At 51.9% G+C, this 23,664-nt stretch carries 26 protein-coding genes; 1 reads left to right on the forward strand and 25 read right to left on the reverse strand.

The window, feature by feature from the left end; genetic code table 11:
• Nucleotide 1: 1 nt before the first annotated feature.
• From tgt to D889_RS0102835, 8 genes are all read right to left on the reverse strand, one after another.
• Nucleotides 2-1,144, reverse strand: coding sequence for a tRNA guanosine(34) transglycosylase Tgt (tgt, locus tag D889_RS0102800; protein ID WP_010630314.1), 1,143 nt, complete (start codon nt 1,142-1,144; stop codon nt 2-4).
• Nucleotides 1,144-2,190, reverse strand: a complete 1,047-nt coding sequence (gene queA / locus D889_RS0102805; RefSeq protein ID WP_010630315.1) for a tRNA preQ1(34) S-adenosylmethionine ribosyltransferase-isomerase QueA — start codon at nt 2,188-2,190, stop codon at nt 1,144-1,146. The genes tgt and queA overlap by 1 nt, the downstream gene beginning before the upstream one ends.
• Before the next feature lie 23 nt (nt 2,191-2,213).
• A complete protein-coding gene (locus tag D889_RS0102810; protein ID WP_428834898.1) occupies nt 2,214-2,390 on the reverse strand; it encodes a DUF2905 domain-containing protein in 177 nt (58 codons plus the stop codon).
• Between the two features lie 30 nt (nt 2,391-2,420).
• Nucleotides 2,421-3,446 (reverse strand): Holliday junction branch migration DNA helicase RuvB, encoded by a 1,026-nt coding sequence (gene ruvB, locus D889_RS0102815; protein WP_018962124.1) that lies wholly within the window; start codon nt 3,444-3,446, stop codon nt 2,421-2,423.
• Complete coding sequence (gene ruvA / locus D889_RS0102820; protein ID WP_010630318.1) at nt 3,439-4,029, reverse strand: Holliday junction branch migration protein RuvA; 591 nt, start codon at nt 4,027-4,029, stop codon at nt 3,439-3,441. The genes ruvB and ruvA overlap by 8 nt, the downstream gene beginning before the upstream one ends.
• Before the next feature lie 216 nt (nt 4,030-4,245).
• Nucleotides 4,246-4,971 carry a YebC/PmpR family DNA-binding transcriptional regulator gene (locus tag D889_RS0102825; protein ID WP_010630319.1) on the reverse strand — a complete coding sequence of 242 codons (726 nt, stop codon included), beginning with the start codon at nt 4,969-4,971 and terminating at the stop codon, nt 4,246-4,248.
• A gap of 191 nt (nt 4,972-5,162) precedes the next feature.
• Complete coding sequence (locus tag D889_RS0102830) at nt 5,163-5,726, reverse strand: YhcN/YlaJ family sporulation lipoprotein (protein WP_010630320.1); 564 nt, start codon at nt 5,724-5,726, stop codon at nt 5,163-5,165.
• A 99-nt stretch (nt 5,727-5,825) separates the two neighbouring features.
• Entirely contained in the window at nt 5,826-7,163 is a 1,338-nt protein-coding gene (locus D889_RS0102835) for a LysM peptidoglycan-binding domain-containing protein (RefSeq protein ID WP_010630321.1), read from the reverse strand.
• Between the two features lie 213 nt (nt 7,164-7,376).
• Between D889_RS0102835 and D889_RS0102840 the strand changes: the two genes are divergently transcribed.
• Entirely contained in the window at nt 7,377-7,913 is a 537-nt protein-coding gene (locus tag D889_RS0102840) for a transcription repressor NadR (RefSeq protein ID WP_026038960.1), read from the forward strand.
• A gap of 63 nt (nt 7,914-7,976) precedes the next feature.
• Here D889_RS0102840 and obgE read toward each other — a convergent pair whose 3' ends face one another.
• The 17 genes from obgE to D889_RS0102925 form a co-directional block, all read right to left on the reverse strand.
• Nucleotides 7,977-9,263 carry a GTPase ObgE gene (gene obgE / locus D889_RS0102845; RefSeq protein ID WP_010630323.1) on the reverse strand — a complete coding sequence of 429 codons (1,287 nt, stop codon included), beginning with the start codon at nt 9,261-9,263 and terminating at the stop codon, nt 7,977-7,979.
• Nucleotides 9,248-9,796, reverse strand: a complete 549-nt coding sequence (locus D889_RS0102850; protein ID WP_010630324.1) for a Spo0B C-terminal domain-containing protein — start codon at nt 9,794-9,796, stop codon at nt 9,248-9,250. The genes obgE and D889_RS0102850 overlap by 16 nt, the downstream gene beginning before the upstream one ends.
• Before the next feature lie 195 nt (nt 9,797-9,991).
• Nucleotides 9,992-10,288 carry a 50S ribosomal protein L27 gene (gene rpmA / locus D889_RS0102855; RefSeq protein ID WP_010630325.1) on the reverse strand — a complete coding sequence of 99 codons (297 nt, stop codon included), beginning with the start codon at nt 10,286-10,288 and terminating at the stop codon, nt 9,992-9,994.
• Entirely contained in the window at nt 10,275-10,631 is a 357-nt protein-coding gene (locus D889_RS0102860) for a ribosomal-processing cysteine protease Prp (RefSeq protein WP_010630326.1), read from the reverse strand. The genes rpmA and D889_RS0102860 overlap by 14 nt, the downstream gene beginning before the upstream one ends.
• Before the next feature lie 11 nt (nt 10,632-10,642).
• Nucleotides 10,643-10,951 carry a 50S ribosomal protein L21 gene (rplU, locus tag D889_RS0102865; RefSeq protein WP_010630327.1) on the reverse strand — a complete coding sequence of 103 codons (309 nt, stop codon included), beginning with the start codon at nt 10,949-10,951 and terminating at the stop codon, nt 10,643-10,645.
• A 177-nt stretch (nt 10,952-11,128) separates the two neighbouring features.
• Nucleotides 11,129-12,271, reverse strand: coding sequence for a ribonuclease E/G (locus tag D889_RS0102870; RefSeq protein WP_010630328.1), 1,143 nt, complete (start codon nt 12,269-12,271; stop codon nt 11,129-11,131).
• Between the two features lie 58 nt (nt 12,272-12,329).
• Nucleotides 12,330-13,196 (reverse strand): M50 family metallopeptidase, encoded by an 867-nt coding sequence (locus D889_RS0102875; protein ID WP_010630329.1) that lies wholly within the window; start codon nt 13,194-13,196, stop codon nt 12,330-12,332.
• The gene (locus D889_RS0102880; protein WP_010630330.1) at nt 13,189-13,974 is read right to left on the reverse strand and encodes a M23 family metallopeptidase; all 786 of its coding nucleotides are present in this window, start codon (nt 13,972-13,974) and stop codon (nt 13,189-13,191) included. The genes D889_RS0102875 and D889_RS0102880 overlap by 8 nt, the downstream gene beginning before the upstream one ends.
• 147 nt (nt 13,975-14,121) lie before the next feature.
• Entirely contained in the window at nt 14,122-14,919 is a 798-nt protein-coding gene (gene minD / locus D889_RS0102885) for a septum site-determining protein MinD (RefSeq protein WP_010630331.1), read from the reverse strand.
• 27 nt (nt 14,920-14,946) lie between these two features.
• A complete protein-coding gene (gene minC / locus D889_RS0102890) occupies nt 14,947-15,639 on the reverse strand; it encodes a septum site-determining protein MinC (RefSeq protein WP_010630332.1) in 693 nt (230 codons plus the stop codon).
• A gap of 119 nt (nt 15,640-15,758) precedes the next feature.
• Entirely contained in the window at nt 15,759-16,265 is a 507-nt protein-coding gene (gene mreD, locus D889_RS0102895; RefSeq protein WP_238537522.1) for a rod shape-determining protein MreD, read from the reverse strand.
• Between the two features lie 13 nt (nt 16,266-16,278).
• A complete protein-coding gene (mreC, locus tag D889_RS0102900) occupies nt 16,279-17,142 on the reverse strand; it encodes a rod shape-determining protein MreC (RefSeq protein WP_010630334.1) in 864 nt (287 codons plus the stop codon).
• Between the two features lie 39 nt (nt 17,143-17,181).
• Entirely contained in the window at nt 17,182-18,225 is a 1,044-nt protein-coding gene (locus D889_RS0102905) for a rod shape-determining protein (protein WP_010630335.1), read from the reverse strand.
• Between the two features lie 110 nt (nt 18,226-18,335).
• On the reverse strand, nt 18,336-19,022 hold the full coding sequence (gene radC, locus D889_RS0102910; protein WP_010630336.1) for a RadC family protein: 687 nt from the start codon (nt 19,020-19,022) through the stop codon (nt 18,336-18,338).
• A 201-nt stretch (nt 19,023-19,223) separates the two neighbouring features.
• Nucleotides 19,224-20,252, reverse strand: a complete 1,029-nt coding sequence (locus D889_RS0102915; protein WP_010630337.1) for a hypothetical protein — start codon at nt 20,250-20,252, stop codon at nt 19,224-19,226.
• A gap of 124 nt (nt 20,253-20,376) precedes the next feature.
• Nucleotides 20,377-22,071: a sensor domain-containing diguanylate cyclase gene (locus D889_RS0102920; RefSeq protein WP_010630338.1), complete on the reverse strand. Its 1,695-nt coding sequence runs from the start codon at nt 22,069-22,071 to the stop codon at nt 20,377-20,379.
• Nucleotides 22,072-22,267: 196 nt separating this feature from the next.
• The gene (locus D889_RS0102925; protein ID WP_010630339.1) at nt 22,268-23,590 is read right to left on the reverse strand and encodes a bifunctional folylpolyglutamate synthase/dihydrofolate synthase; all 1,323 of its coding nucleotides are present in this window, start codon (nt 23,588-23,590) and stop codon (nt 22,268-22,270) included.
• Between the last annotated feature and the right edge of the window lie 74 nt (nt 23,591-23,664).

The raw sequence follows: 23,664 nt of genomic DNA on the forward strand, positions 1-23,664 counted from the left end.
ATTAGAAATTTTTTGCATTCGGTTGATTAAAGCCATAGGCTTCAAAAAACGCTTCCCTGAAATCAAGCAGCCGGTCCTCCTGAATGGCAGAACGGACATGCTTCATTAAGTTTATCAAAAAATAAAGGTTATGGTAAGTAGTTAAGCGAAATCCGAACGTCTCGTTTGCTTTGATCAGATGCCGAATATACGCACGGGAGTAATTCCGGCAGACGGCGCAGCCGCACTGCGCATCAATCGGTCCGAAATCCCGCGCATAGGCAGCGTTTTTGATCACCAGCCGCCCCCTGGAGGTCATGCATGTACCGTTGCGGGCAATCCGTGTCGGCAGCACGCAGTCGAACATATCGATCCCGCGGATGACGCCGTCGATCAGCGAGTCCGGAGAGCCGACACCCATCAGATAGCGTGGCTTGCCCGCCGGTAAAAGAGGTGTCGTATACGCCAGCATCTCATTCATCGCCTGTTTCGGTTCACCCACAGACAGCCCGCCGATGGAATAGCCGGGAAAATCGAGCGACGTCAGATCCTCAGCCGACTTTTTCCGTAATTCTTTGAATGTTCCGCCCTGAACGATGCCGAACAGCGCCTGGTGCTCCGGATCGGCATTGGCCTTCAGGCAGCGTTCCGCCCAGCGGCTTGTCCGTGCTACAGAGTTCTTCATGTATTCGTAGGATGCCGGATACGGCGGACACTCGTCGAAAGACATCATGATATCCGAGCCGAGTGCATTCTGGATACCGACCGATTTTTCCGGAGTCAGGAACATCTTGGCGCCGTTCAGATGATTGCGAAAGTGAACGCCTTCTTCGGTGATCTCCCGGAGTTTGCTCAGGCTGAATACCTGGAAGCCGCCGGAATCGGTCAGAATTCCGCGGTCCCAGTTCATAAAATGGTGCAGCCCGCCGGCCTCACGGACAATATCCTCGCCGGGCCGGAGCCAGAGATGATACGTATTGCTCAAGATCACACCGGCGCCGATCTCCTTCAGCTCGCGCGGGCTCATCGTCTTCACCGTCGCCTGGGTGCCGACCGGCATGAACATCGGTGTGTCGAAGGTACCGTGGGGTGTATGCAGGCGGCCGAGACGGGCTCCGGTGTCTTTCTCGGTTTTTAGTAATTCATAGGTTACGGCAGCAGTCATTAATGTTTAATTCCTTCCTCAATGAACATCGCATCGCCGAAGCTGAAGAAACGGTACTTCTCCTTCACTGCCTCCCGATACGCTTTCAGAATAAAGTCGCGACCGGTAAAGGCGGCGACCAGCATGATCAGTGTCGATTTAGGCAAATGAAAATTCGTGATCATCGCGTCGATCGCTCTGTATCTGAATCCGGGATAGATAAAAATATCCGTCCATCCGGAAGCTTCCCGATACGCGCCGTCGAACTTCGCCGTGATCGTCTCCAGCGTGCGAATGACCGTCGTGCCGCAGGCGATGACCCGATGCCCTTCAGCCCTGGCTTTTGTCAGCGTATCCGCCGCTTCTTTCGATAACTGGTAGAATTCCGAATGCATCGTATGGTCTTCCACTTTGTCCGCTTTCACCGGACGGAAAGTGCCAAGCCCGACGTGCAGCGTCAGAAAGACGAGATGAACGCCTTTTTTCTCGATATCCTTAAGCAGTTCCCTGGTAAAATGCAGCCCTGCCGTCGGAGCGGCAGCCGAACCGTTATGTTTGGCATAAACGGTCTGGTACATGTCCGGATCATCCAGCTGTTTCTTGATATAGGGTGGCAGCGGCATTTTCCCAAGGGCTTCCAGAACTTCATAGAAAATGCCTTCATACTTGAACGTCACCACTCTGCGCCCTTCATCCAGTTCTTCACTGCAGGTTGCTTCCAGCCTGCCGTCACCGAACTGAATATGCTCACCGGCATGCACACGCTTGGCCGGCTTGGCCAGGCATTCCCAGGAATCGCCTTCCGTTCGTTTCAGAAGCAGCAGTTCAATTTTCGCCCCGGTTTCCTCTTTATACCCGATCAGACGCGCCGGGAGCACCCGGGTGTCGTTGAGCACCAGACAATCGCCGGGATTCAGGTAGTCGATGATATCACTGAAATGATGATGATGGGCCATCAGACCCGTATTCGGATTCAGCACCATCAGACGGGATGCCGCACGATTCTTAAGCGGTGTCTGAGCAATCAATTCTTTAGGCAGATCATAATCAAAATCAGATACTTCCATAGTTCACTGACACTCTCTTTCGTTTACCGTAGATGATTGATGAGATATAAGACCAGAGACAGAACACCGCTGATAACAAGACAAGTAACGACAGGAAAGAAAAAGGTGACATTACCCTTTTTTATAAAGAGATCGCCGGGAAGACGGCCGATCAGCGGCCAGCACAGTCCGGCAAGGAAGAGGACGATCCCGGCGGTCATCAGCCATTTCCCGATATCACCCACAGCGCTTCATTCCTTTCTTTTCATATGAAAGTGATGATAAGCCAGATCCGTGACAATTCTGCCGCGGGGCGTTCGCTGGATAAATCCGCTCTGGAGAAGATAGGGTTCATGAACGTCTTCAATTGTATGGCGCTCTTCCCCGATCGCCGCAGCCAGCGTATCCAGGCCGACCGGACCCCCTCCGAATTTCCGGATCATCCCCTCGATCAGCTGGTGGTCGACCCGGTCCAGTCCGGCATCATCCACCTGAAGCCGGTCCAGCCCGGTTCCGGCAACTTCTTTCGTGATGACACCGTCAGACTCAATCTGGGCAAAGTCGCGGATTCGTTTCAACAGGCGATTGGCGATCCGCGGCGTCCCTCTCGACCGGCGTGCAATCTCGTGACACGCATCCTCCCTGATGACCACATTCAGCACAGATGCGGTGCGCGATACAATCTGGGCGAGCTCTGCTGGGCTGTAAAACTGCAGCCGGCTGATCACGCCGAACCGGTCCCGGAGCGGAGGCGAAAGATAGCCGGCCCGCGTGGTGGCGCCGACAAGCGTGAACGGCGGCAGGTTCAGGCGCACCGAGTGTGCCGTGTCGTCCTTGCCGATCACAATATCCATGCAGAAATCCTCCATGGCCGGGTAGAGCACTTCCTCCACATGACGGCTGAGCCGATGAATTTCATCGATGAACAGCACATCACCGGGGCCAAGGGAGGACAGCACCGCCGCCAGGTCCCCCGGCCGCTCGAGTGCAGGTCCGGACGTGGTCCGGATCGCCGCACCCATTTCATGAGCGATAATTCTCGCCAGTGTCGTCTTGCCAAGCCCCGGCGGACCATAGAGCAGAACGTGATCCAGCGGTTCCTTGCGCTCTTTTGCCGCTGCAATAAAGATTCTTAGATTGTTTTTAATCTCTTCCTGCCCGATGTAATGTTCCAGATCATCGGGACGGATCGCCTGTTCCAGTCCCTGATCTTCCTGAATCGATTCACTGGAAAGCAGCCGGTCATCTGTCAATTCCGCCGCCTCCTTATCATGCATGTGTCAGCAGGCGAAGCGCGTCCTTCACATACAGCTCCGCTGTCAGATTCTTCTTTTTCAGTTCAGGCACGACCCGGTTGATTTCTTTTTCAGAATAGCCCAGCATCTTCAGTGCATCCACAGCCTCATCAAGTGTCGCATTTCCTGCAACTGTATCTGCAGAGGCCCGGCCGTCAACCGAAAAGTCTGCCATTTTTCCTTTCAGATCCAGGATAATCTGTCCTGCCGTTTTCTTGCCGATGCCGGGAAAGCGCGTCAGATACTTGCTGTCCTCCGACTCGATCGCCTGAATGACTTCATCCGGCTCTCCGGAAGCCAGAACAGCGAGCGCATTTTTGGGGCCGATTCCCGAAACGGATAGCAGGCGGATGAAAAGTTCCCGCTCTTCCCGCGTTTTAAAGCCGTACAGGATGATTGCATCCTCACGGACATATTGATACAGATAGATTTTTGTCTCCCGGTGAAGCAGCGGCTGATAACTGAACGGATTGGCGCAGACAATACTGTAGCCGACCCCCCCTAGTTCCACAACGATACCGTTCCCGGAAAGATAGGTCAGTTCCCCACGCAGATAATCGTACACGATCCTGACTCCATTTCGGACAAACCGATATTTCAAGGATTCTCTTCACATCATAGCACAAGCCTGATGGACTTCACAAAATTTGCCTGTTACCTGCCGGATAGCCGTGCAATAGAAAAGGGACATTATTTTCATGTCCCTGGTTGGTTCAGATCTACTTGTTGTCGGGCGCACCTGGTCATGTGTCCACTTTCTGAAACGGTATCAAAGCTTGGTTCAGGCTTCTTCCAGGTTGCTGTAAACGTCCTGGACATCATCATTATTTTCCAGTGTGTCCATCAGATTCTCCATTTTTTCCAGATCGTCACCGCTCAGTGACGTTTTCGTCTTCGGCACCATGGCGACTTCACCCCGGTCGATCTCATAGCCCTTTTTCTCCAGTGCATCCTTCACAGCGTCAAACGAATCCGGATCTGTAGTAATGATAAAGCGGTCCTCCCCGGTGCGGAGATCATCAGCACCGGCGTCAATGGCGTCCATCATCACCTGGTCTTCGTCAAGACCGTCTTTTTTCTCGATTTCGATCAGGCCCTGTTTATCAAACATAAAGGCAACACTGCCGGATTCGCCGAGATTGCCGCCGCTTTTGGTGAACGCATGCCGGATTTCCGATGCCGACCGGTTTCTGTTATCCGTCAGAACATCGACCATCACGGCAACACCGCCGGGGCCGTAGCCTTCATAAGTAATTTCATCATAAGTGACCCCGTCAAGATCGCCTGTTGCCTTCTTGATTGCCCGGGAAATATTGTCATTGGGCATATTGGCTGATTTCGCTTTCTCAATGGCGTGGCGCAGACCCGCGTTCATATCCGGATCTCCGCCGCCATGTCTCGCCTCAAGAAAAATATCCTTGGAGAGCTTCATGAAGATCTTTCCACGGATGGCGTCCATTGCATTTTTTTTATGTTGTATGTTGTTCCATTTAGAATGTCCTGACATCATTCTTCTCCTCTCTTCAAGAACCGTTACGGCTGCCGGGGTTCCGCGTCCGGCTGAATGCCTGCTCTTGGCAGATGAACCGCAGACGGTCCAAAACGGAATACCGTTTTTATTATACCTATTTTCACCATTGAAAAAAAGAGCAGAAAATTGAATTTCTGCTCTTTTACCGTTCTTTAAAAAAGTTTGGATTACTTACTGTTATTCTGGAACGGACGCTTCAAAGCATTCGCCAGATCATCAATAATCCCGGTAATATCTGTACGAACTTCTCTCAGACCCTTACCGGCATTAAAGTTTGCGGCTGCCGTCTGCACCCTTCCGAGATACCGTCTGTCTGTGGTCACGTAGACGGTCCGGTTACCGGCTTCAGGTTTAACCGTATCGGTCACCTTTTTCCTCAAAGTCTGCAAGTTCTTCTGTCCTTTTTCCGGAACAACGCCGACAGCGACATTATTTGCATTGACGACCGTATAGGCCCGGCTGACCCCGGGAACGCCATTCGCCAGATCAGCAATTTTCTTTACCAGACGCCGGTCGCTGCGATAGTTGTTCTGACCGGCCACCCGGTAATTCTCGTTGGTGACGTTGTTCGGTACATACGGATTACCCGGATTGGTCATGTTCGGATTAGGCTGATACGAAACATTGCGCGGCGGGTTCGGATTGTTATAGGCCGCATTTCCATACCCGCAGCCGGGAAGAATACTCCCGAATGTCAGGACAGCACTTAGTGCAAGCACAGCTCTTTTCAATGAAAATCCCCCTTTCGCCTTTATTCTTTGTGCGAAAAAGGGATTTTACCCTTGTTAATATTTTGTTTCCGCCAGTAAATATTAGCAAAAATGGTCCACTTAACGACCTGCCTGATTGTTTCTCCCTGCCGGTTGATAAATAGGCGGCGTCGCCGGTGAAAGCGCCGAGTACGGAATTTCTTCCGGCGGCCGGTTGCCGCCATAGTAGCCGATCTGCGGCGATGTACCGAAGGGCGAGTAGGGATACGAATAAGGCGCCGGTCCCCCGCATCCGCATGGTTTTCCCGCCTGCTTTTCCGGGATGAAAGGTTGCGGATAACCGCCGATATTTTCGGGTGCGACGGCGCTCCCTTTATTCGCCGCCGGCTTCATCCCCGGCATCGCCGCCGCCTTGTTCGCCGGTTTCACCGGAGCATTGGCTGCTGGTTTCACCGGAACATTGGCTGCCGGAGAAGTTGCGGACTGCGGCCACGGAGAAACTGGCGCGGCCGGGGCGTTGCCCTGTGCACCCACTGGCGCGTTGAGATGAATCGACCCTGCGGGAAGAAACGGATAGGATGCCTTCTTGGCAGGTTTAACGGCCGATTCATTCTTCTTACCGGTTTTTCCGGTTGCGGCCGGCGACACCGGTGCTGCCGGGGCAGGATTTGCGGCCGCAGCACCGGAAACCGGGGCCTGAGCAGGACTGACTGCAGCCGGTGGATGATTCACCGCTGCTGCCGGCGCCATCTGGGCTGGACTATAGGCCGGATAAGGATTCACATGAACGGGAGCCTGCGGAAAATAGTGCTGAGCCGGCGGCATCGGCGTAAAGCCTGACGGCGCGTAGAATCCCGGATTGTTCGGATAATTGACTTTTGCCGGAGCCGCCGGATGCCCGGAGTAATTGGCGTAAGGATTTATTGTCTGAGTCGGATGCATCGCCGGTGCGGGCGAATAACCTGGCGCCGGCCACTGTGGTGCCGAAGCTGCAGGACTGTGGAACTGCGCCCCGTAAGGCTGCGGCTGAGGCGGTTTGGCAGCACCCGCCAGATTGGGCAACGTACTGACGGCAGGGTAGAAAATAGTGTTATACTCGCCTGCTTTTTCCTGCGGCGCGGGTTCCTGAAGCGCGGGCTGTTTGGTTTCAGCAGCTGCCGGCTGCGGATTGGGTATCTGCGGTTTCGGCATCTTAACTTCAGGAGCCTTTACCTCCGGAACTTTCACCTCGGTCACAGGTGCTGCCGCTTCAGGCGCCTGCTGTTTGATCTTTTCCGAACGCTGCACTTTCAGAGGCTGAGCTGCTGCGGACACCCTGACTTTCATTCCCTGAACCAGCTTTTCATCAAGAATCCCGTCGTTCAGTGCTCTGAATTCAGGAACTGACATATGATGCTTTCCGGCAATTCCGGCGACTGAATCGCCGCTTTGAACCACATATAATTTCACGGTATCCATCCCTCCTGTGAATGTCGTTAATATATATATGGCTGTTCTGGGCGTTTTGTCACTGAAGATGGAAACAGGGACAGTTTTTACCCGGGCGGAACGGTGCATCCGCATCGCCGGATTCGCGGCATACGTGCAACATCGCCAGGATTTGACTATAATAAAAACAAAATCAAGCGGGTCCGATTCGTTCGGAACACAAAAATTGTCGGAGTGTCGTCAATGGAAAAAAACGGAGTAAAACCTATTCGCGCAAAGGACCGGCGCCGGCTGATTCTGGAGCATCTGCAGGGAGCCAGCGATCCGATTACCGGAAGTGAGCTGGCCGAACAGATGCATGTCAGCCGCCAGGTCATCGTTCAGGACATTTCACTGATCAAAGCGAAGAATGTTCCGATCATCGCGACGTCTCGGGGCTATCTGTTCATTGGTAAGAACAGCCCTGAATGGAAAACACGGACGATCGCATGCCGCCATACGATCGAAGAAACAGAACATGAGCTGAATCTGATTGTCGACTGCGGTGTGACAGTCGTTAACGTCACCGTCGAACATCCGCTCTATGGGGAGATGACCGGTTCACTGATGATCCGCAGCCGTTCCGATGTCGCTCATTTTATCACCCGGCTGAAAACAACCGGTGCCGCACTGCTTTCGTCGCTGACCGGCGGGATCCATCTGCATCTGCTTGAGGCACCTTCTGAAGTACAGATTGACAATGCCATGAAGGCATTAAAAAGAGCAGGCTATTTACTCTGACCTGCTCTTTTCTCAATTTTTTAAACCTGAAAATACTTGCATTTCTTTTTTGTTATGATGCGCTCAGGTGGTGTATTCAAATTCAAAGTCCATGACTCTTACCGTGTCACCGTCGGCAACGCCGCGTTTCCGAAGCGCCTCATCGACGCCCATGCTGCGCAGCTGGCGGGCAAAGCGCCGGACGGCTTCATCATGATGGAAGTTGGTCATTTTAAACAGCAGCTCAACCTTCGGACCGGAAACTTCAAACACGCCGTCGCTTCCCCGGGTAATGTGGAAGGTTTCCTCTGCATCTTCAAAACGATACACTGCTTTGTCGTCTGAACGCTCTTCAACCGGATCGAGCGGAAAATACGGTGTGTTTTTTAGTCGCTCATTAATCTGAGCGACCAGCGGTTTCAGTCCTTCATGGGTGACTGCCGACACCGGAAAGACCGGAACATCCGCACCCGCTTTTTTCCGGAACACGTCGAGGTTTTCCTGTGCCCCGGGCAAATCCATTTTACTCGCGACCACGATCTGCGGCCGCTCGCTCAGCCGAAGCTGATAATTCTTCAGTTCCTCATTAATTTTCAGGTAGTCTTCATAAGGGTCGCGGCCTTCGCTTCCCGACATATCCACGATGTGAACGATCACCCGTGTCCGTTCGATGTGCCTGAGGAACTGGTAACCCAGACCCGCACCCTGGCTTGCCCCCTCGATCAGGCCGGGAAGATCGGCGAGAACAAAACTTTCACCCTCATCAACCGCAACCACGCCAAGATTCGGGACGAGCGTTGTGAAGTGATAGGCCGCAATTTTCGGCTTTGCCGAAGTCACGGCGGCAAGCAGAGTCGATTTACCGACACTTGGGAACCCGACCATGCCGGCATCGGCAAGCAGCTTCAGTTCCAGCTGAATTTCGCGTTCCTGGCCCGGTTCTCCATTTTCGGAGATATAAGGTGCCGGATTGGCAGCCGTCGAAAAACGTGAATTTCCTCTGCCGCCGCGTCCCCCGGCAGCGATTACCGCGCGCTGGCCGTTTTGGGTCAGGTCGGCAATCACTTTGCCGGTTTCCGCTTCTTTAACCAGCGTACCCGGCGGAACCTGAACGACCAGCGGAGAGGCATTTTTGCCGTGCTGGTTCTTTGGCCGGCCGTTTTCACCTTTGTCTCCCTTAAAGTGACGTTTATAGCGGAAGTCCATCAGCGTTCTGAGTCCTTCATTGACTTGAAAGATCACATCGCCGCCCTTCCCGCCGTCGCCGCCTGCAGGGCCGCCGTCGGGTACGTATTTTTCGCGCCGGAAAGCAACCATGCCGTTGCCGCCGTCACCGCCTTTAACATAGATCTTTACTAAATCGACAAACAATATTGCCACCTCACTTTATTGGGCACTGAGTCATCTGCTTCATAGTGTTCGACACAGGGGAGCGTTCGATACGAGGCAGCCATCCGTTCACGAGCCTGTTTCGCATCTGTCAGCGTCCCTTCGAACCGTTCCGTCACGCTAAACGCAGGAGTATTCAGATGAAATGTGACCATTGCTCTGTTTGTTCCTGTGTCTGACGCAAATTTCTCCAGAATATCAAAGAAGTGTTCAAAGAATCGGACAAGCTGATGATCTCTTGCTGAGAGATCTGTCTCCCCGCCATCGACACCGACTGAAAATCGGAACGGATGTGCCGCCCAACTATAGGTGATCAGATAGAAAGCGCACTCCGGTATCTGCAAATGAGACAATTGTGCCTGTACTCTCAGCCTGTCCGTCAGTTGATCCATCAGTTCATTTGCTTTTTCAGTCCGCTTCAGAAAAAGGTAGCCCTTGATCAGCTGCAAATCATTGAGCAGGGCATGTCTTGCCGAACTGATCAGTTTCAGCCCGTCCGCTTCATTGAATGACATTGATGACCCTCCCGCTTATGGCATTGGGTACATTCAGTATATCAGAAAGCGTTACCCGATTAGTGATCCGTCTCTCATCACTGATCGTCAAAACAAAAAAACAGCCGGGGTCTCCTGCATCTGCAAAAAACCACTGGCTGTTCTCTTCGAAAAAGCATCTGAAAAAGCCGTTAAGGCTTCGCCGGAATCAGCGAATCAGGCTTCCTGTGCAGCTTCGACCGGATAAACACTGACTCTTTTACGGTCATGGCCGAATTTTTCAAACTTGACAACACCGTCTGTCGTTGCGAACAGTGTATCATCGCCGCCGCGGCCGACATTCGTTCCGGGATAAATCTTCGTGCCGCGCTGACGGTACAGAATCGAACCGCCAGTTACCAGCTGTCCGTCTGCTCTCTTCGCGCCGAGACGCTTGGAAATGGAATCACGGCCGTTCTTTGTACTGCCGACACCTTTTTTGGATGAGAAATACTGAAGATCAAGCTTCAACATGTCCGGTACCCCCTTCATCATAAATATGAATATATTGACCATATGACTGTTCGATTGTTTGCATCGATACAAGCATAGCTTCCAGAATCAGCCGGGCCCTACCGAGATCACCGGCACTGTCCTTTTTCGGCAGGCGGCAGCTGAGCCGCCCACCGTCAGGTGACTGCCGGACTTCAGGCGCCACAGCGGTCAGCTGTTCAATCGCATTCAGTGCGCCGAATGATACGGCTGACGCTCCGGCACAGACAAGGTCTGATCCGTAGGGTCCGCTGTTTGCATGGCCCTTCATTTCAAACCCGCAGATATTCCCGTCCGGACACCGTGCCACCCTTAAGGAGATCATAACCGATCCCCTCAGGCGTTGATTTTTTCAATGGTGACCTTTGTGAACGGCTGTCTGTGACCCTGCTTCCGGCGATAGTTCTTTCTTCTCTTGAACTTGAACACGATGATCTTCTTTGCGCGTCCCTGTTCAACGACCTTGCCGGTTACCGTAGCACCGTCAACAGTCGGTGTGCCGACCTTTGCGTCGTCACCGCCAACGAAGAGAACTTTGTCAAAAGTGACCGTTTCACCGGCTTCAGCAGCAAGCTTTTCGACAAAGATCGTCTTTCCTTCCTCAACCTTCAGCTGTTTGCCGCCTGTTTCGATAATAGCATACATTCTGATGCACCTCCTTAATAGAACTCAGACTCGCCAGTACGGGCAGCCCTCCGGCATTTTCGGAAACGGATAAGTGTCTGTTTCCGCCCTGTTCTGAGCGGTTGGAGCGAGAGGCTCCATGTCTGTATCTGTTCATACAATAACGAGTTTTATTTTACCGCATTATGCTGTTTTCTGTCAATACCCGGATCGATAACCCGCCGACAATCTGTTCAGCCCTGTCCGTTGCCGCTTTCGCGTCAGTTCAACGAGTCCCATCGGAGAAAAGCCATAAAGACGGATGGCAGACGGATCCTCGGCAAAAGCTGCTTTCAGCGCGTCCAGAATCGTTTCCCTGTCTTCAAGATTTTTCAGCCGGATGAAATCAATGACGATCATGCCTCCGGTTCCCCTGAGTCGGATTTGTCGGGCAATTTCCCCGGCTGCTTCCCGGTTGATCTTCAGAGCGGTCTTTTCCCAATCGCTGCCGGATGCCGCCGAGCCTGAGTTCACATCGATGGCGGTCAGCGTTTCCATGTGTTCGATATTAAGGTAGCCGCCGCCCCGGACGGGGACTCTGGCGCCTTGTGCTTCCTTAAACGCGGCATCCAGGTTCCAGCTTGAGAAGAGCGCTTCACCGGGCCGGCAGATAAAACGGACATCTGCGGGGAGCGGGGGGCCGTCAACCGGGATATTACTATAAACCGTGCATCCGCAAGGGAAGTGATTTTCATTAAGGATGGATTCAATAAACGAAAATTGCCGCCAGAGCCGTCCCGGTCCGGCCGCCCGCAGCGCACATTCCTGTATTTTTTTCCACTGATCCCGGCATGTCTTCAGTTCACGTTCCAGACGCGCCGCCGTCATTTTAACGGCCGACGTGCGGATGATCACACCTTCCGCACCGGTGCACCAGTCTGATGCCAGCCGGCGCAGCGTCTCCCGCGTCCCCGCGTCAATCCGACGGGAAACGGCGGTATAGCCGCCGTTAGGGAGATAGATCAGTCCGCGGCCGACGATCTGGATCTGTCTGGTTACCTGTGCCGGTTTTCCGGCCCGCGCTTCCTTCTGAATCTGAACGAGGCAATCGTTCCCGGAGGCAGGCACATTTTCAGAGAGACGCTCACTTTTCGGTAAGAATCCCGTCTCATGGTCACCAAGTTTCAAAAACCAGCCGATCCCGCGCATTCGGTCGCTGCCGATTCGTGCTTTATAGATATCGCCGATCCGGTGCACACCTGCCGACAGATAAAAAGACTTTACTTCCCCGTCCTCAAGGTAGGCAGCGCGCGTGCTGTTCCCTTTGCCGTCCACCACAATGACCGGTCCCTGATCCTGCATCTGACCACCCCGCCCTTTACACTGAGACCATTATCGCAAACCAGGCCGGGCGGTGCAATCAGATGAATCGGTCGGCCGGACGATCCCGGCAGTCTCCCAGCAGCGGTCCCGGATGGCGTCCCAGAAGATAGTCTGTGACCAGGCGCCGGCCCTCGAGCGGCCCGTCCCGGCTTCCTGTAATAAAAATGTGATGCTCACTGTTCCGGTAAAACATGGAAAAAACAGTGACGAGACGCGTCTCCGGACGAAGATACAGATTACGGATCCTTGCCGCCGGATGCGTCCTGCGGCTCAGCGCGAGCAGGAAGCGAATAAAGTGCAGCGGAATGGCCCGCCATTCTTTAAAGATGACAACTGTGAGAAACAGTGCAACGACAACAAAACTTGCCGAAAAGGAAAAGAGCCAGAGCATCAGCGCACTGAAGAGAATTAACACAACCCAGGAAAAAATGAGAATATATCGATAGGCCTGTCTAAATGGATAGAACTGCTGAAGAACCAGATGGAGCAGCCTCCCGCCGTCGAGCGGCCAGGCGGGGAGCAGATTGAACAGCAGAATTGCCAGATTCTGATTGCGAAAAATCTCCTGCTGCGCCGTTCCCCAGAAAGGAAGCAGAACCAGAAACGGACCGATCAGTGCCAGGACAACGTTCATCAGTGGTCCGGCAAGAATCACTGCGCTCTCCCGCCGGAACGAGTCATCTCCGTTTTCATCTAATTCTGCCACACCGCCGAAGGGAAGCAGCTCAATTTTCTTCACGATCCATCCGAAATGCAGTGCCATGGCGGCATGTCCGCATTCATGGATCAGTACAATGAAAAAAGCGATCGCTGCTTCCCAAAGATGGCCGGTCGCCATACCTGCCGCAATGATCAGCCAGAATAAGGGATGGATACGAAACTTCGTAAACAGAAGGCTAATCAAAGGACATCACCTGAATAGGGTCAATAAATTTCTGCCCTTTTTTCAGTGCAAAGTAGAATGTGCCTCCCTTTCCAGCTGAAGTGGTGCCTATTTTCTGTCCCTGTTTCACTTCATCATAAATTTTCACATCCACCTGATCCAGCTTCCCGTACCAGGATTCATCGTTTCCCTTGTGCTGGATAATCACCGTGCGGCCTGTCCCTTTTTTGTTCCCGACAAACACGACCAGCCCGTCCCTGAAGGCCTTAACTTCCGAGTGGGAAGGTGCTTTGACCGTAACGCCGCGTGTCCGGCTGCTGTAAGGTGTGGCTACCTGCCCGCTGACCGGCGCGGCAAAACTGGAAGAGCCGGTTCCTGACGTATTCCGGGTGCCGGAAGTACTGTTCCCGGTATTGCCGAGCCCCGGTAAAAAGGCCATCGGGTTGCCGAAATGTTGCTCATACCAGGAAGAAACCGCTGTGAATTGAAATTCCTGTGTCATGGCCGTGACCAGTGACTGGCGAACCGGCTGCATTGCCGGACTATGGCCGTTCTCTGCCCAGAAAGCGGCCCCGAACAGAATGATTGCCAGTGTCAGGCGAATAGCCAGGCTGCGCATCGGTCGATTTTTCTCCGGCTGTTTCGGTTGGCCGGCATCCCGATATTCCGGACCGAACGGACGGTTGTACGTCTGTGAATACCTGTCCGGTTCCTGAAAAGGGCGAGGCTGTCCGGCAGATTCAATCATCTTGCTTTTCCTTTCTTTGTGCCTTTGCCGCAATGCTTCCAGTTTATTCATCGCGCACCTCCGTCCGCTTGTCCTTTTATAAGGATCTTATGCGGATGAGCCGCAAATATGAAATCGGCAGCAAAGGCGGAATAACGTAAAAAAGCGTAAAAAAAAACGCCGGAAGGCCTGTCCCTTCTGCGACGTTCCTGATTTCGCTTACCGCATGCGAAGCAATGTTTTTATTTTTTGAATCAAACCGGGCTTTTCTTCAATCGCCATCAGCGGTACGGTTTCTCCGAGAATCCGCCGTCCGATATTACGATACGCCTGTGCCGCTTTGGAATTAGGATCCATCGCCACCGGCTGACCTTTATTTGACGAAGAAATGACCTCATCATCATCGAGCACGATGCCAAGAAGGTCAATGGCCAGAATATTCATGATTTCATCGATTTCCAGCATACCGCCGTTTTTCATCATATGCTGACGGATCCGGTTAATAATCAGACGCGGCGGGGTCAGCTGCTTCTCCTGTTCGAGCAGTCCGATAATTCGGTCGGCATCACGAACAGAGGAGATTTCCGGTGTGGTCACGACAATGGCGTGATCCGCACCGGCCACGGCATTTCTGAAACCGCGTTCAATACCGGCCGGACAATCAATGATCACGTAATCATAGTCTTCTTTAAGTGCATCAACCATTTTTTTCATCTGTTCCGGTTTCACAGCCATTTTATCGGTCGTTTGTGCAGCGGGCAGCAGAGTGAGGGAATCAAAACGCTTGTCTTTTACGAGCGCCTGATTCAGTTTGCATCGTCCTTCAGCCACATCGACCAGGTCATAGATGATCCGGTTTTCCAGTCCCATGACGACATCCAGATTACGCAATCCGATATCCGTATCGACCAGGCAGACCTTTTTTCCCTGAAGCGCCAGAACTGTACCGATATTCGCCGACGTTGTCGTTTTACCGACACCGCCCTTGCCAGAAGTTACGACGATAGCTTCCCCCATAGATGACACCCCTCTGATCAATAGAATTTACATATCTGCATTCATGACCGGTATAATCTGTTTCTGCTGGATCTGGTGCAGCTTATCAATAACAATTTTATCAACATCAGGATCGACATAGGCACATTCCAGAAAATGATCGTTTCTTAACTCATCCAGCTGGCTTTCATCGGTCCTGCTGATCCGGTCGCCGATCCGGAGCTGGGTAGGCTCCATGATCGATGCGGCGATCACAGCCTGCGGATTGCTGTCTCCGGTACCGGCACAGGCGATGCCGCGCAGTGCGCCAAAAACATAAATATTCCCGGTTGCCGTAACGGTACCGCCGGGATTCACGTCGCCAATCAGGAGCAGGTTCCCTTGAATGGACAGGACCTGACCGGACCGGATCACCCGGTTGACCGACACGAGCTGCTCCCGGACGCGTTTTTCTTCAAATTCTTTCTGTGTCATGACATTTGATTCAATTGCCGCCACCTTAAGATGGTGAAAAGAAGAGATCACACGTGTCAGCTCATCACGCTGTTCCGGTTTAAGGTAACGGTCACCTGCCTGAACTTTAACCGTAATGGTCGGACCTTCACGATACCGTGTCTGATTTTGCGACAGCTTTTGCTTCAGTTCTTCGAGCAGTGCATCAAAAGCGCACGTATCGTCAAGAACCAGAACAAAGCCATCTTTTTTTCCCATCAATGTGACGAGCGGCCGGTTGAGAGACATGGAAATGATTCACCTCAATCACTTTTATTCAATAAGCGACGCGCTAAATCCTGCTCCGAACCGGCAGATTTGAAAAGAAATAAAATAAATCTGCCGGAGAACGCCACAGGAAGTTGCCGTTACCGGACGTCCTCTTCATCCATACCGGACAGAAAATGCCAGAACGGAAAATAGAAGATCAATGTGAATATGATGTTCAGTACAAGTGTCGGCGGTAACCGCCAGATCAGGAATGCCGTCACCGGCTGGGTCGTCACGCCGATCATCAGGTAAATCAGATACACCTCGATCTGGCAGAGCAGAACGCCGAAAGCAGAAAGCGCGAGAGCTGTCATCAGGTTCAGATTGACCCATTTAGACAACAGATAGGTTAGATACAGAGACAGCCCCATGCTAAACGCATAGACACCAATCACCGAGGTGTTGACAATATCGTTGAGCAGGCCAAAAAGAATGGCATACCGCATGCCCCAGCGGACATTGGCAAAAAAAGCGATCAGCAGCACGGCAACCATCACAAATGCCGGGACAATTTCAAAATGGTCACCGGTCTGCAGGGGAAGCACATGCGGCAGGACCGTCCCTTCGATAAGAAAAAGAAGAAACAGAATAAAAAACAGCTTCACCTGTTTCAATCGCTCAGCCCCCGTTTCCGGCAGCCGTACTGCTTTTCTGGATGATCATCACATAGTTGATGTCGTTCAGACTGACAAAAGGTTTGACTTCGGCAGCCTTAGTCAAGCCGTAGGGATCCGTCGATACCGAAGTAATCTTTCCAATCAGGAGACCCGGGGGATACATTCCGCTAAGTCCGGAAGTTGTCACAACCTGGCCGTTTTTCAGATTGGCCTTAATCGGGATTTTCTGAAAGAGCAATACGCCCTTATGTGCGTTGTAGCCCTCGATCATACCGTAGATTTTCGACTTTTTAGTCAGAATCATCGCCGAAATCTGATTGACATTCTGTTGGTTGGAGATCAGGGACACCTGGCTGGTGAAATTACCGGTTTTTGAGATGCTTCCGATCAGTCCCGAAGAAGTGATCACCGGCATCCCTGCTTTTATTCCGTTAATGCGTCCCTTATTCACGGTCAGCTGCTGATTCCACTGATCGGCTGAACGGCTGATTACGGACGCCGGATACTTTTTGTATGATGCAAGCACCGGATCCTTTCCGATGTTCAGCATCTGCCGCAGCTGATTATTCCGCTGTGTCAGATCCTCATTCTGCTGCTGGACCCGGGCATAGTCTTCAAGATTGGCTTTCAGCTTCTTATTTTCCGAATAGGCGTTCCTGATATCACTGACGTTCTGAAAGAAACCCGCCGTATACTGGGCGGGAACATTAACGATATTCTGAAACAGGCCGACAGTGTCGCCGGTGAACTGCTGAATCCAGCTGGAACGGTCTCCCTGTCTCAATGAATAGCTGATCAGAGCGATCAGGATAATCAGACTTGAAAGCAGTACAATTAACTTTTTATTTGAAAAAAATGAAGGCATAAACACACCTGCTTAATCCGTCACAATTTCTTTATTTAGTTACTTCCGGTTCGCAGCGGCGCTTAAACGCGATTTTGAGCGAAACAGATGGATATTTTCCAGTGACCGGCCTGTCCCGATCGCCACACAGTCAAGCGGATTTTCGGCGACGATGACCGGCATCTTTGTCTCATCGCTCAGTAAGTGGTCAAGATTATTCAGCAGCGCACCGCCGCCGGTCAGAACGATACCGCGGTCCATGATATCGGCAGCCAGTTCCGGAGGCGTCTGTTCCAGCGTTACTTTAACGGCTTCAACAATCTGCCCGACCGTATCCTTCAGGGACGTGGCGACCTCCTTGCCGGTGACTTCAATCGTTTTCGGCAGTCCGGTCAGTAAATCACGGCCGCGAATGTCCATTGTCTTGCTCTGAACCGTTTCGTCTTCGCCGGCAGAACCAATTTCGATTTTCAGTGTCTCCGCGGTTCGTTCGCCGATCATCAGATTATAGTTTTTCTTAATATATTGTACAATAGCTTCGTCCATATCGTCACCGGCAATCCGGATCGACTGGCTGGTGACAATTCCGCCCAGTGAAATGATGGCGACTTCGGTTGTCCCGCCGCCGATATCGACAACCATGCTGCCTGTCGGTTCCCATACAGGAAGATTGGCTCCGACTGCTGCGGCAAATGGTTCCTCGATCGTGTAGGCTTCACGGGCACCGGCCTGTTTGGTTGCATCCTCAACGGCCCTCTTCTCAACGGCGGTAATGCCTGAAGGCACACAAACCATGATATTTGGTTTCCGTGAGAAAATAGAGCGCTGTTTCTGCGCTTCATTAATAAAATATTTCATCATCGTCGCAGTTGTATCGAAATCGGCGATCACACCGTCTTTCATCGGACGAACGGCGACGATGTTGCCCGGTGTTCTGCCGATCATATCCTTTGCAGGGGTGCCCACCGCTTCAACCAGACCTGAATCTGTGTGCAGGGCGACAACAGACGGCTCCCGGAGCACAACACCTTTTCCTTTTACATATACCAGCGTGTTCGCTGTTCCGAGGTCAATCCCCATATCTCTTGAAAATCCGCCAAACATCTATGTAATCTCCCTTCAGTTCTCAGAACTCATAAAATTAATTATATCTTACTTAGGATAAAAATTATAGACCTAACCCTAACCAGAAGACAAACCTCTGGTTCAGATCGCTACATCAATCCTTTTTGCTTCAGACTGACGAATTTTCGGTCACCGATCACAATATGGTCCAGTACATCCACTCCGATCATTTTCCCGCAGGCCACCAGCCGCTTCGTTACATCAATATCTTCCTGACTCGGCGAAGGATCGCCGCTCGGATGATTATGAAAGCAGATCATGGATGCTGCCGACCGGCGCACGGCTTCCTTAAAGACCTCACGCGGGTGGACAATCGACGCATTAAGGCTGCCGATGAAAATTGTTGACTTATGGATCACCTGGTTCTTCGTATTCAGGAAAACAGCGACAAAGTGCTCCTGATGTAACAGACGCATTTCCTCCATTACAAAATCAGCACCGTCTTCCGGTGAACGGACCGTGTAGCGATGATCGCGACGCTGACCGGCCACCCGGCTGCCGAATTCGATACACGCCTGAATCCGGACTGCTTTGGCGGTGCCGATGCCCTTAATTTTTCTGAGTTCCTCTATGCTGGCCTCCCTGAGGAACTCAAAGCCCTCAAAATGGCTGAGCAGCCGTCCGGACAGCTCAAGCACGGATTCATTGCGACTCCCGGAGCCAAGAATAACAGCCACCAGTTCACGGTCGGACAATGCCTGTCTGCCGTAACGGAGCAGTCTTTCCCTCGGTCTGTCTTCTTGCGGTACATCCCTCATCATGATTTGATCGCCCATTTTGATTCCCTCCATCAGGAACTCAGTCACGCTCCGCAGTCCGGATAAATACGTGCATCTTAACCATAACTGCCGGGAAATTGTTCTGCATCAGGAGAAAATTGCAAAAAAAAGCACGAATCACGAGTCATCTATTATTTTCGACGATATTTCAGCATTTATGACAATATAAAAGATGAAAGCAGATGAAATATTTTCATTTCAGAGATGGAGCACCAGATCCTGATAAGCGGCGATAAGTTCCAGAAGAGATTGCTGAAGCGCCGTGAAATCTGTCTCTCTGCCGTTTTTCAATGTCGATTCCAGGATTCGGACCGCATGATCGGCATCCTGATCAAATAAGGTCAGCCGGTTCAAGTCTGCCGTTTTCAGTCCGGAGACATTAATCTGTCTCAGAGCCGCACGGCTGCCCTGAACCTGACTGAAAAGATTCTGTTGTGCGTTCCTGTTCCCCGATGCCAGCCGGTCGGACGCCTGGTAAAGATCTTTGAGCAGAAGGTTCGCTTTCTCGGCATATGCAGCAGACGGTCCCTTCAGGAGTTTCTTGCCTGACTTCGGTCCGATCCGGATCTGCTTTTTATAGACAGGAAGGTGGCGGCTCCGGTATTTGTTCAGCAAATCATCCGCGCTCTGCGCTGATACAGAAGTACCGATCAGGACAGAAACCGGTTTTTCCCCTGCTGCAACGGCCGCAAAGCCCTGTTGTTTCAGACCTGTTACAGCAACGTCTGCCAGCTTTCGGGTAGAGAAAACGCCGGTCTGAATGACGGTGAACGTCTGAGACAGGCTGCCCGCCTGAATCGCAATGCTTCCGGCAGAAACGGGGGAAGCAGCAGGGCTCCTGGGCCAGACAGAACCGGCAACGCTATTTGTTCCTGAAAAGACACTGAGCAGACTCAGCCCGATAGCCAGACCGACAACCAGGGCAGCTGCGCCGGGCAGCCAGTACCTTTTGAAACGCCGGACGGCCCCTGTAAAACCGGCATTTCGTCCGGCAGTCTGCTTCAGCTTGCCCATTGTTGGCTGTGCCTTTTTTCTTCGGTCCGGCAGGGATGGATCGATTCGCTCCGTGCTCCTTTTTTCCTCACCATGATCGGAAAAGGCATGCTGCCAGTCCAGCTGACGCTCCTTCTCGGCGGCTTCCTCACGTGCCGTCCATTCGTCCAGATTATATTTCGCACCATTAAAGCGAATGATCGTGCCCGTCTTATGGCTCTTCTTGTTATCCATGACGGCCCTCCCGTTTTCATTGCAGGACTCTTTCGTTGCAGGATAACATAACCCTACTGAAAAGGGACAAGACTTCTGTCGTCCTGTCCCAACTTTTTTTCGTGTTTATTTTCAGTTGTATCACTCAGATATAACGGGCAACTTTGTTTTTTCCTTTTCTCTTGGCACCGATATACATGGCATGATCGGCATTCGTGAGCAGTTCCGACGGGCTCGACCCGTCCAACCGTGCCGTGGAGACGCCAATACTGATGGTAATATGAATCTGCCTGTATCTGCGTTCTTCCTCGATATAAACGAGAAAGGGATCATCTGCCACAGCCTGGCGGATCGACTCGGCAACAGCAAATCCGACATTTCTGTTGATTTTCGGCAAAACTACCGTAAACTCTTCACCGCCGAACCGGGAAATAATGCCAAGATCTTTAACCGTGCTGCGCAGTCGGTTTGCCACACCGACCAGTACGGCATTACCGTTCTGATGGCCAAAAGAGTCGTTGATCAGTTTGAAGTCATCGATATCCATCATGATTACACTGAATACATCAACGGACAGGTCGTCATACAATTGATCGAGCGTTTTCATCAAAAAACGGTAATTGTACAGATCCGTCAGCGGGTCATGTTCGCTCTGTTTTTTTCGGATTTCAAAGTTTCTGGCGTTTTCGAGGGCAATCGCCAGAAAATCGCCGACAATTTCCATGCCGATCCGATTTGATTTGGCATAGGCCTTGGATTGGTGAGAAGCAACGGTTAGGACGCCTGTCACCTGCCCGTGATACATCATCGGCACGGACAGGAAGGATTTGGCCTGACCGTCGGAGATCGCCTGCAGGAATGGATAGCTCTCCTTACTTCTCAGACCGATGACCGACTTGCCTTCTCTATATACAGACGGACTGATATCCGCCTCCTGCTGAAAAGGAATAAAATTGTCGGACTCCGATTTTCGATAAAGATGAATGACTTTTGGTTTATCCGGTAACCGGTAACTGACGATATAAAGATAATCTACCGGGAGCATCTCCGGTACTTTTCTGGTGAGCAGATCAACGACATGATTACGTGACAGTTCTTCCGTCAGTTTCTGGCCCAGATGGTTGACTTTCTGCAAAAACTGGACAAGATCCTGACTCGTATTAATCAGCCGGATAATAATCGACAATGCGACCATCGGCACGGCGATCATAAACATACCGGTCAGCCCTCTTGTCGCATACATCGTATAGAAAGCGATCCCAAGCGGCATCATCATGATCGTGATGACTGCTTCCCAGATCATATCCTTGTCAAACCATTTATTGCTTACCGGTTCCTGAAACAGCCAGCGGCGGATGGAAAAAATGAAAATCTCATTCACCAGATAGGCGGCAAGATAAAAGCCGAATACCTGTACAAGGTTGAGCGAGAAGAGGTGCGAACCCATCATTTCTGTCTTGCCGCCAAGGCCATAATAAACCCCGGCAGCCGATGCCGAAACCGCAAGAAACATCACTGAATTTAACGGAATCCGGTAAAGATCGCTTTTCCCGAGGCGCTGGGAAGCCAGATAAACCATGATGCCGAACTGTGTCATCAGGGCTTCGACAAACAACCCGAAAATGAGAAAGGCAGCCAGGCCGATTCCCTGAAGAACGATGATATCTGTGCCCTTGACACGGAAATTGAACAGGGCTGTAATCATAAAGACCGCGCAGACGGCAACAATTGTGGAGAACGAGTCACTTTTCGGCGGATCGGCCAGATACATCAGTGGCAGTGAAATCGACACAATAACCAGCCACACGAGCCAGACCGCTCTTTTTCTGGTTTTGCTCAATCTCACACCCCCTCCTCCGCCGCACCGGATTTGTTGTAAAAATCATACTATTTGACTAGTTTCATTGTAACAAGAACCCTATATGAAGAAAAGCATTTTTCAAAATTTCAAAAAAGTCTCAGGCAGGCCGGACGGTGCAGCCCAGCCTTCCCGCGCTGCAGAACCGCCCGATCATAGTTTCCCTCTTACGTTCCTGTCAATGGCTCTGTGCTGCTTTTCTCCGGCTGAGCAGTTCGGCGCGAACCAGTGAAATGAAGTAAAGCGACCCGCAGATCAGCAAAACTTCCTGATCGCCTGTGCCGTTAATCATCACGTTCAGCGCATGCTTCCAGTCCGGATCCTCTCTTTTAAGCGGGTGGCGGGATGCATCATACAGCAGACGGCTGCCGGCCGCACGCGGAAATGGAATCGTCGTCAGTGTAATTTCAGAGGCAACGGTCTCGATCAGCTGCACCATCTTCTCATACTGTTTGTCTTTCAGCGCAGCATACAGAACATGAATGGCCCGGCCGGGATAATAGCGATGCACGGTCTCCACGAGCGCTTCAGTGCCCTGGACATTGTGTGCACCATCAATAATAATTCTCGGTTTGTCCGACATTTGTTCAAATCTGCCCGGCCAGGCGGTGTCCCTCAGACCGTTACGGATTTCCTGATCTTCAGCGTGAATGCCGAAGAAGGTGTCCAGATAGTCAACGGTCATCAGTGCGGCCGCGGCATTCTTCAGCTGATGCACCCCTCTCATCTGTAGGATCAGATCTTTTTCATGCAGATAGGTGGCATCAAAATTAAAATGCTCGCCATCGGCATCATGACCTGTCGCCGTCACGGTGAACTCACTGCCGAAAACGTACAGATTGGACTGTTTTGCTTTTGCCTGTTCACGGATCACCTTAAGCGCGTCAGGATGTTCGGCCGTCGTGATGATGCCGACGCCGTTTTTAATGATTCCCGCCTTCTCGCGGGCAATGCTGGTAATCGTATTCCCGAGCTGTTTCATGTGATCCATCGCGACGTTGGTAATCACCGATACCAGCGGGTGAATGACATTTGTTGAATCCAGACGGCCGCCGAGTCCGACCTCATAGATCACAAGGTCGCACGGATTCATTTTCCCGAAATACACAAAACTCAGCATGGTGACCGTCTCAAATTCTGCAGGAAGGCCGAGATCAGTTTCCGCTTCCACGGCTTTCGTCAGCGGATAGACGATATTCGCCGCTTTAATGAGATCTTCATCACTGATCGGCACGCCGTTGATCATGATCCGTTCATTGAAGGAAGTAATATACGGTGAAATGAAGGTGCCGACTTTCAGCCCCGCCTGCTGATAGATATGGCGCAGATAGCTGACTGTCGAACCCTTGCCGTTCGTTCCGCCGACGTGCACGGCACGGATGCGATGTTCGGGATTGCCGATCCGGGCCAGCATCCATTCCATCCTCTGGGTGCCCGGTTTCATCCCGTGCGGAATCAGGCCGTGAATCCACTGGAGCGTTTCGTCTATTTTTGTAAACATTTCTTCTGTTCATCCCCCGGTTCGTCAAAATAAAACGGCGGCTGATTTTAAACCAGTCACCGTTATTGTGGGTC

The organism is Sporolactobacillus vineae DSM 21990 = SL153 (genome assembly GCF_000377985.1).
Taxonomy (GTDB): Bacteria; Bacillota; Bacilli; order Bacillales; family Sporolactobacillaceae; genus Sporolactobacillus; species Sporolactobacillus vineae.

Bases quoted from the DNA above. Each gene is read 5' to 3' on its own strand.
- D889_RS0102810 (WP_428834898.1), bottom strand. From the start codon at position 2,390: ATGACCGCCGGGATCGTCCTCTTCCTTGCCGGACTGTGCTGGCCGCTG.
- D889_RS0102880 (WP_010630330.1), bottom strand. From the start codon at position 13,974: ATGAATAAACTGGAAGCATTGCGGCAAAGGCACAAAGAAAGGAAAAGC.
- minD (WP_010630331.1), bottom strand. From the start codon at position 14,919: ATGGGGGAAGCTATCGTCGTAACTTCTGGCAAGGGCGGTGTCGGTAAA.
- D889_RS0102850 (WP_010630324.1), bottom strand. From the start codon at position 9,796: ATGTCATTCAATGAAGCGGACGGGCTGAAACTGATCAGTTCGGCAAGA.
- rplU (WP_010630327.1), bottom strand. From the start codon at position 10,951: ATGTATGCTATTATCGAAACAGGCGGCAAACAGCTGAAGGTTGAGGAA.
- D889_RS0102860 (WP_010630326.1), bottom strand. From the start codon at position 10,631: ATGATCTCCTTAAGGGTGGCACGGTGTCCGGACGGGAATATCTGCGGG.
- mreC (WP_010630334.1), bottom strand. From the start codon at position 17,142: ATGCCTTCATTTTTTTCAAATAAAAAGTTAATTGTACTGCTTTCAAGT.
- D889_RS0102905 (WP_010630335.1), bottom strand. From the start codon at position 18,225: ATGTTTGGCGGATTTTCAAGAGATATGGGGATTGACCTCGGAACAGCG.
- tgt (WP_010630314.1), bottom strand. From the start codon at position 1,144: ATGACTGCTGCCGTAACCTATGAATTACTAAAAACCGAGAAAGACACC.
- queA (WP_010630315.1), bottom strand. From the start codon at position 2,190: ATGGAAGTATCTGATTTTGATTATGATCTGCCTAAAGAATTGATTGCT.
- D889_RS0102870 (WP_010630328.1), bottom strand. From the start codon at position 12,271: ATGCAGGATCAGGGACCGGTCATTGTGGTGGACGGCAAAGGGAACAGC.
- minC (WP_010630332.1), bottom strand. From the start codon at position 15,639: ATGTCTCTCAACCGGCCGCTCGTCACATTGATGGGAAAAAAAGATGGC.
- radC (WP_010630336.1), bottom strand. From the start codon at position 19,022: ATGGGCGATCAAATCATGATGAGGGATGTACCGCAAGAAGACAGACCG.
- D889_RS0102825 (WP_010630319.1), bottom strand. From the start codon at position 4,971: ATGTCAGGACATTCTAAATGGAACAACATACAACATAAAAAAAATGCA.
- rpmA (WP_010630325.1), bottom strand. From the start codon at position 10,288: ATGTTGAAGCTTGATCTTCAGTATTTCTCATCCAAAAAAGGTGTCGGC.
- D889_RS0102915 (WP_010630337.1), bottom strand. From the start codon at position 20,252: ATGGATAACAAGAAGAGCCATAAGACGGGCACGATCATTCGCTTTAAT.
- D889_RS0102840 (WP_026038960.1), top strand. From the start codon at position 7,377: ATGGAAAAAAACGGAGTAAAACCTATTCGCGCAAAGGACCGGCGCCGG.
- D889_RS0102835 (WP_010630321.1), bottom strand. From the start codon at position 7,163: ATGGATACCGTGAAATTATATGTGGTTCAAAGCGGCGATTCAGTCGCC.
- ruvB (WP_018962124.1), bottom strand. From the start codon at position 3,446: ATGCATGATAAGGAGGCGGCGGAATTGACAGATGACCGGCTGCTTTCC.
- D889_RS0102925 (WP_010630339.1), bottom strand. From the start codon at position 23,590: ATGTTTACAAAAATAGACGAAACGCTCCAGTGGATTCACGGCCTGATT.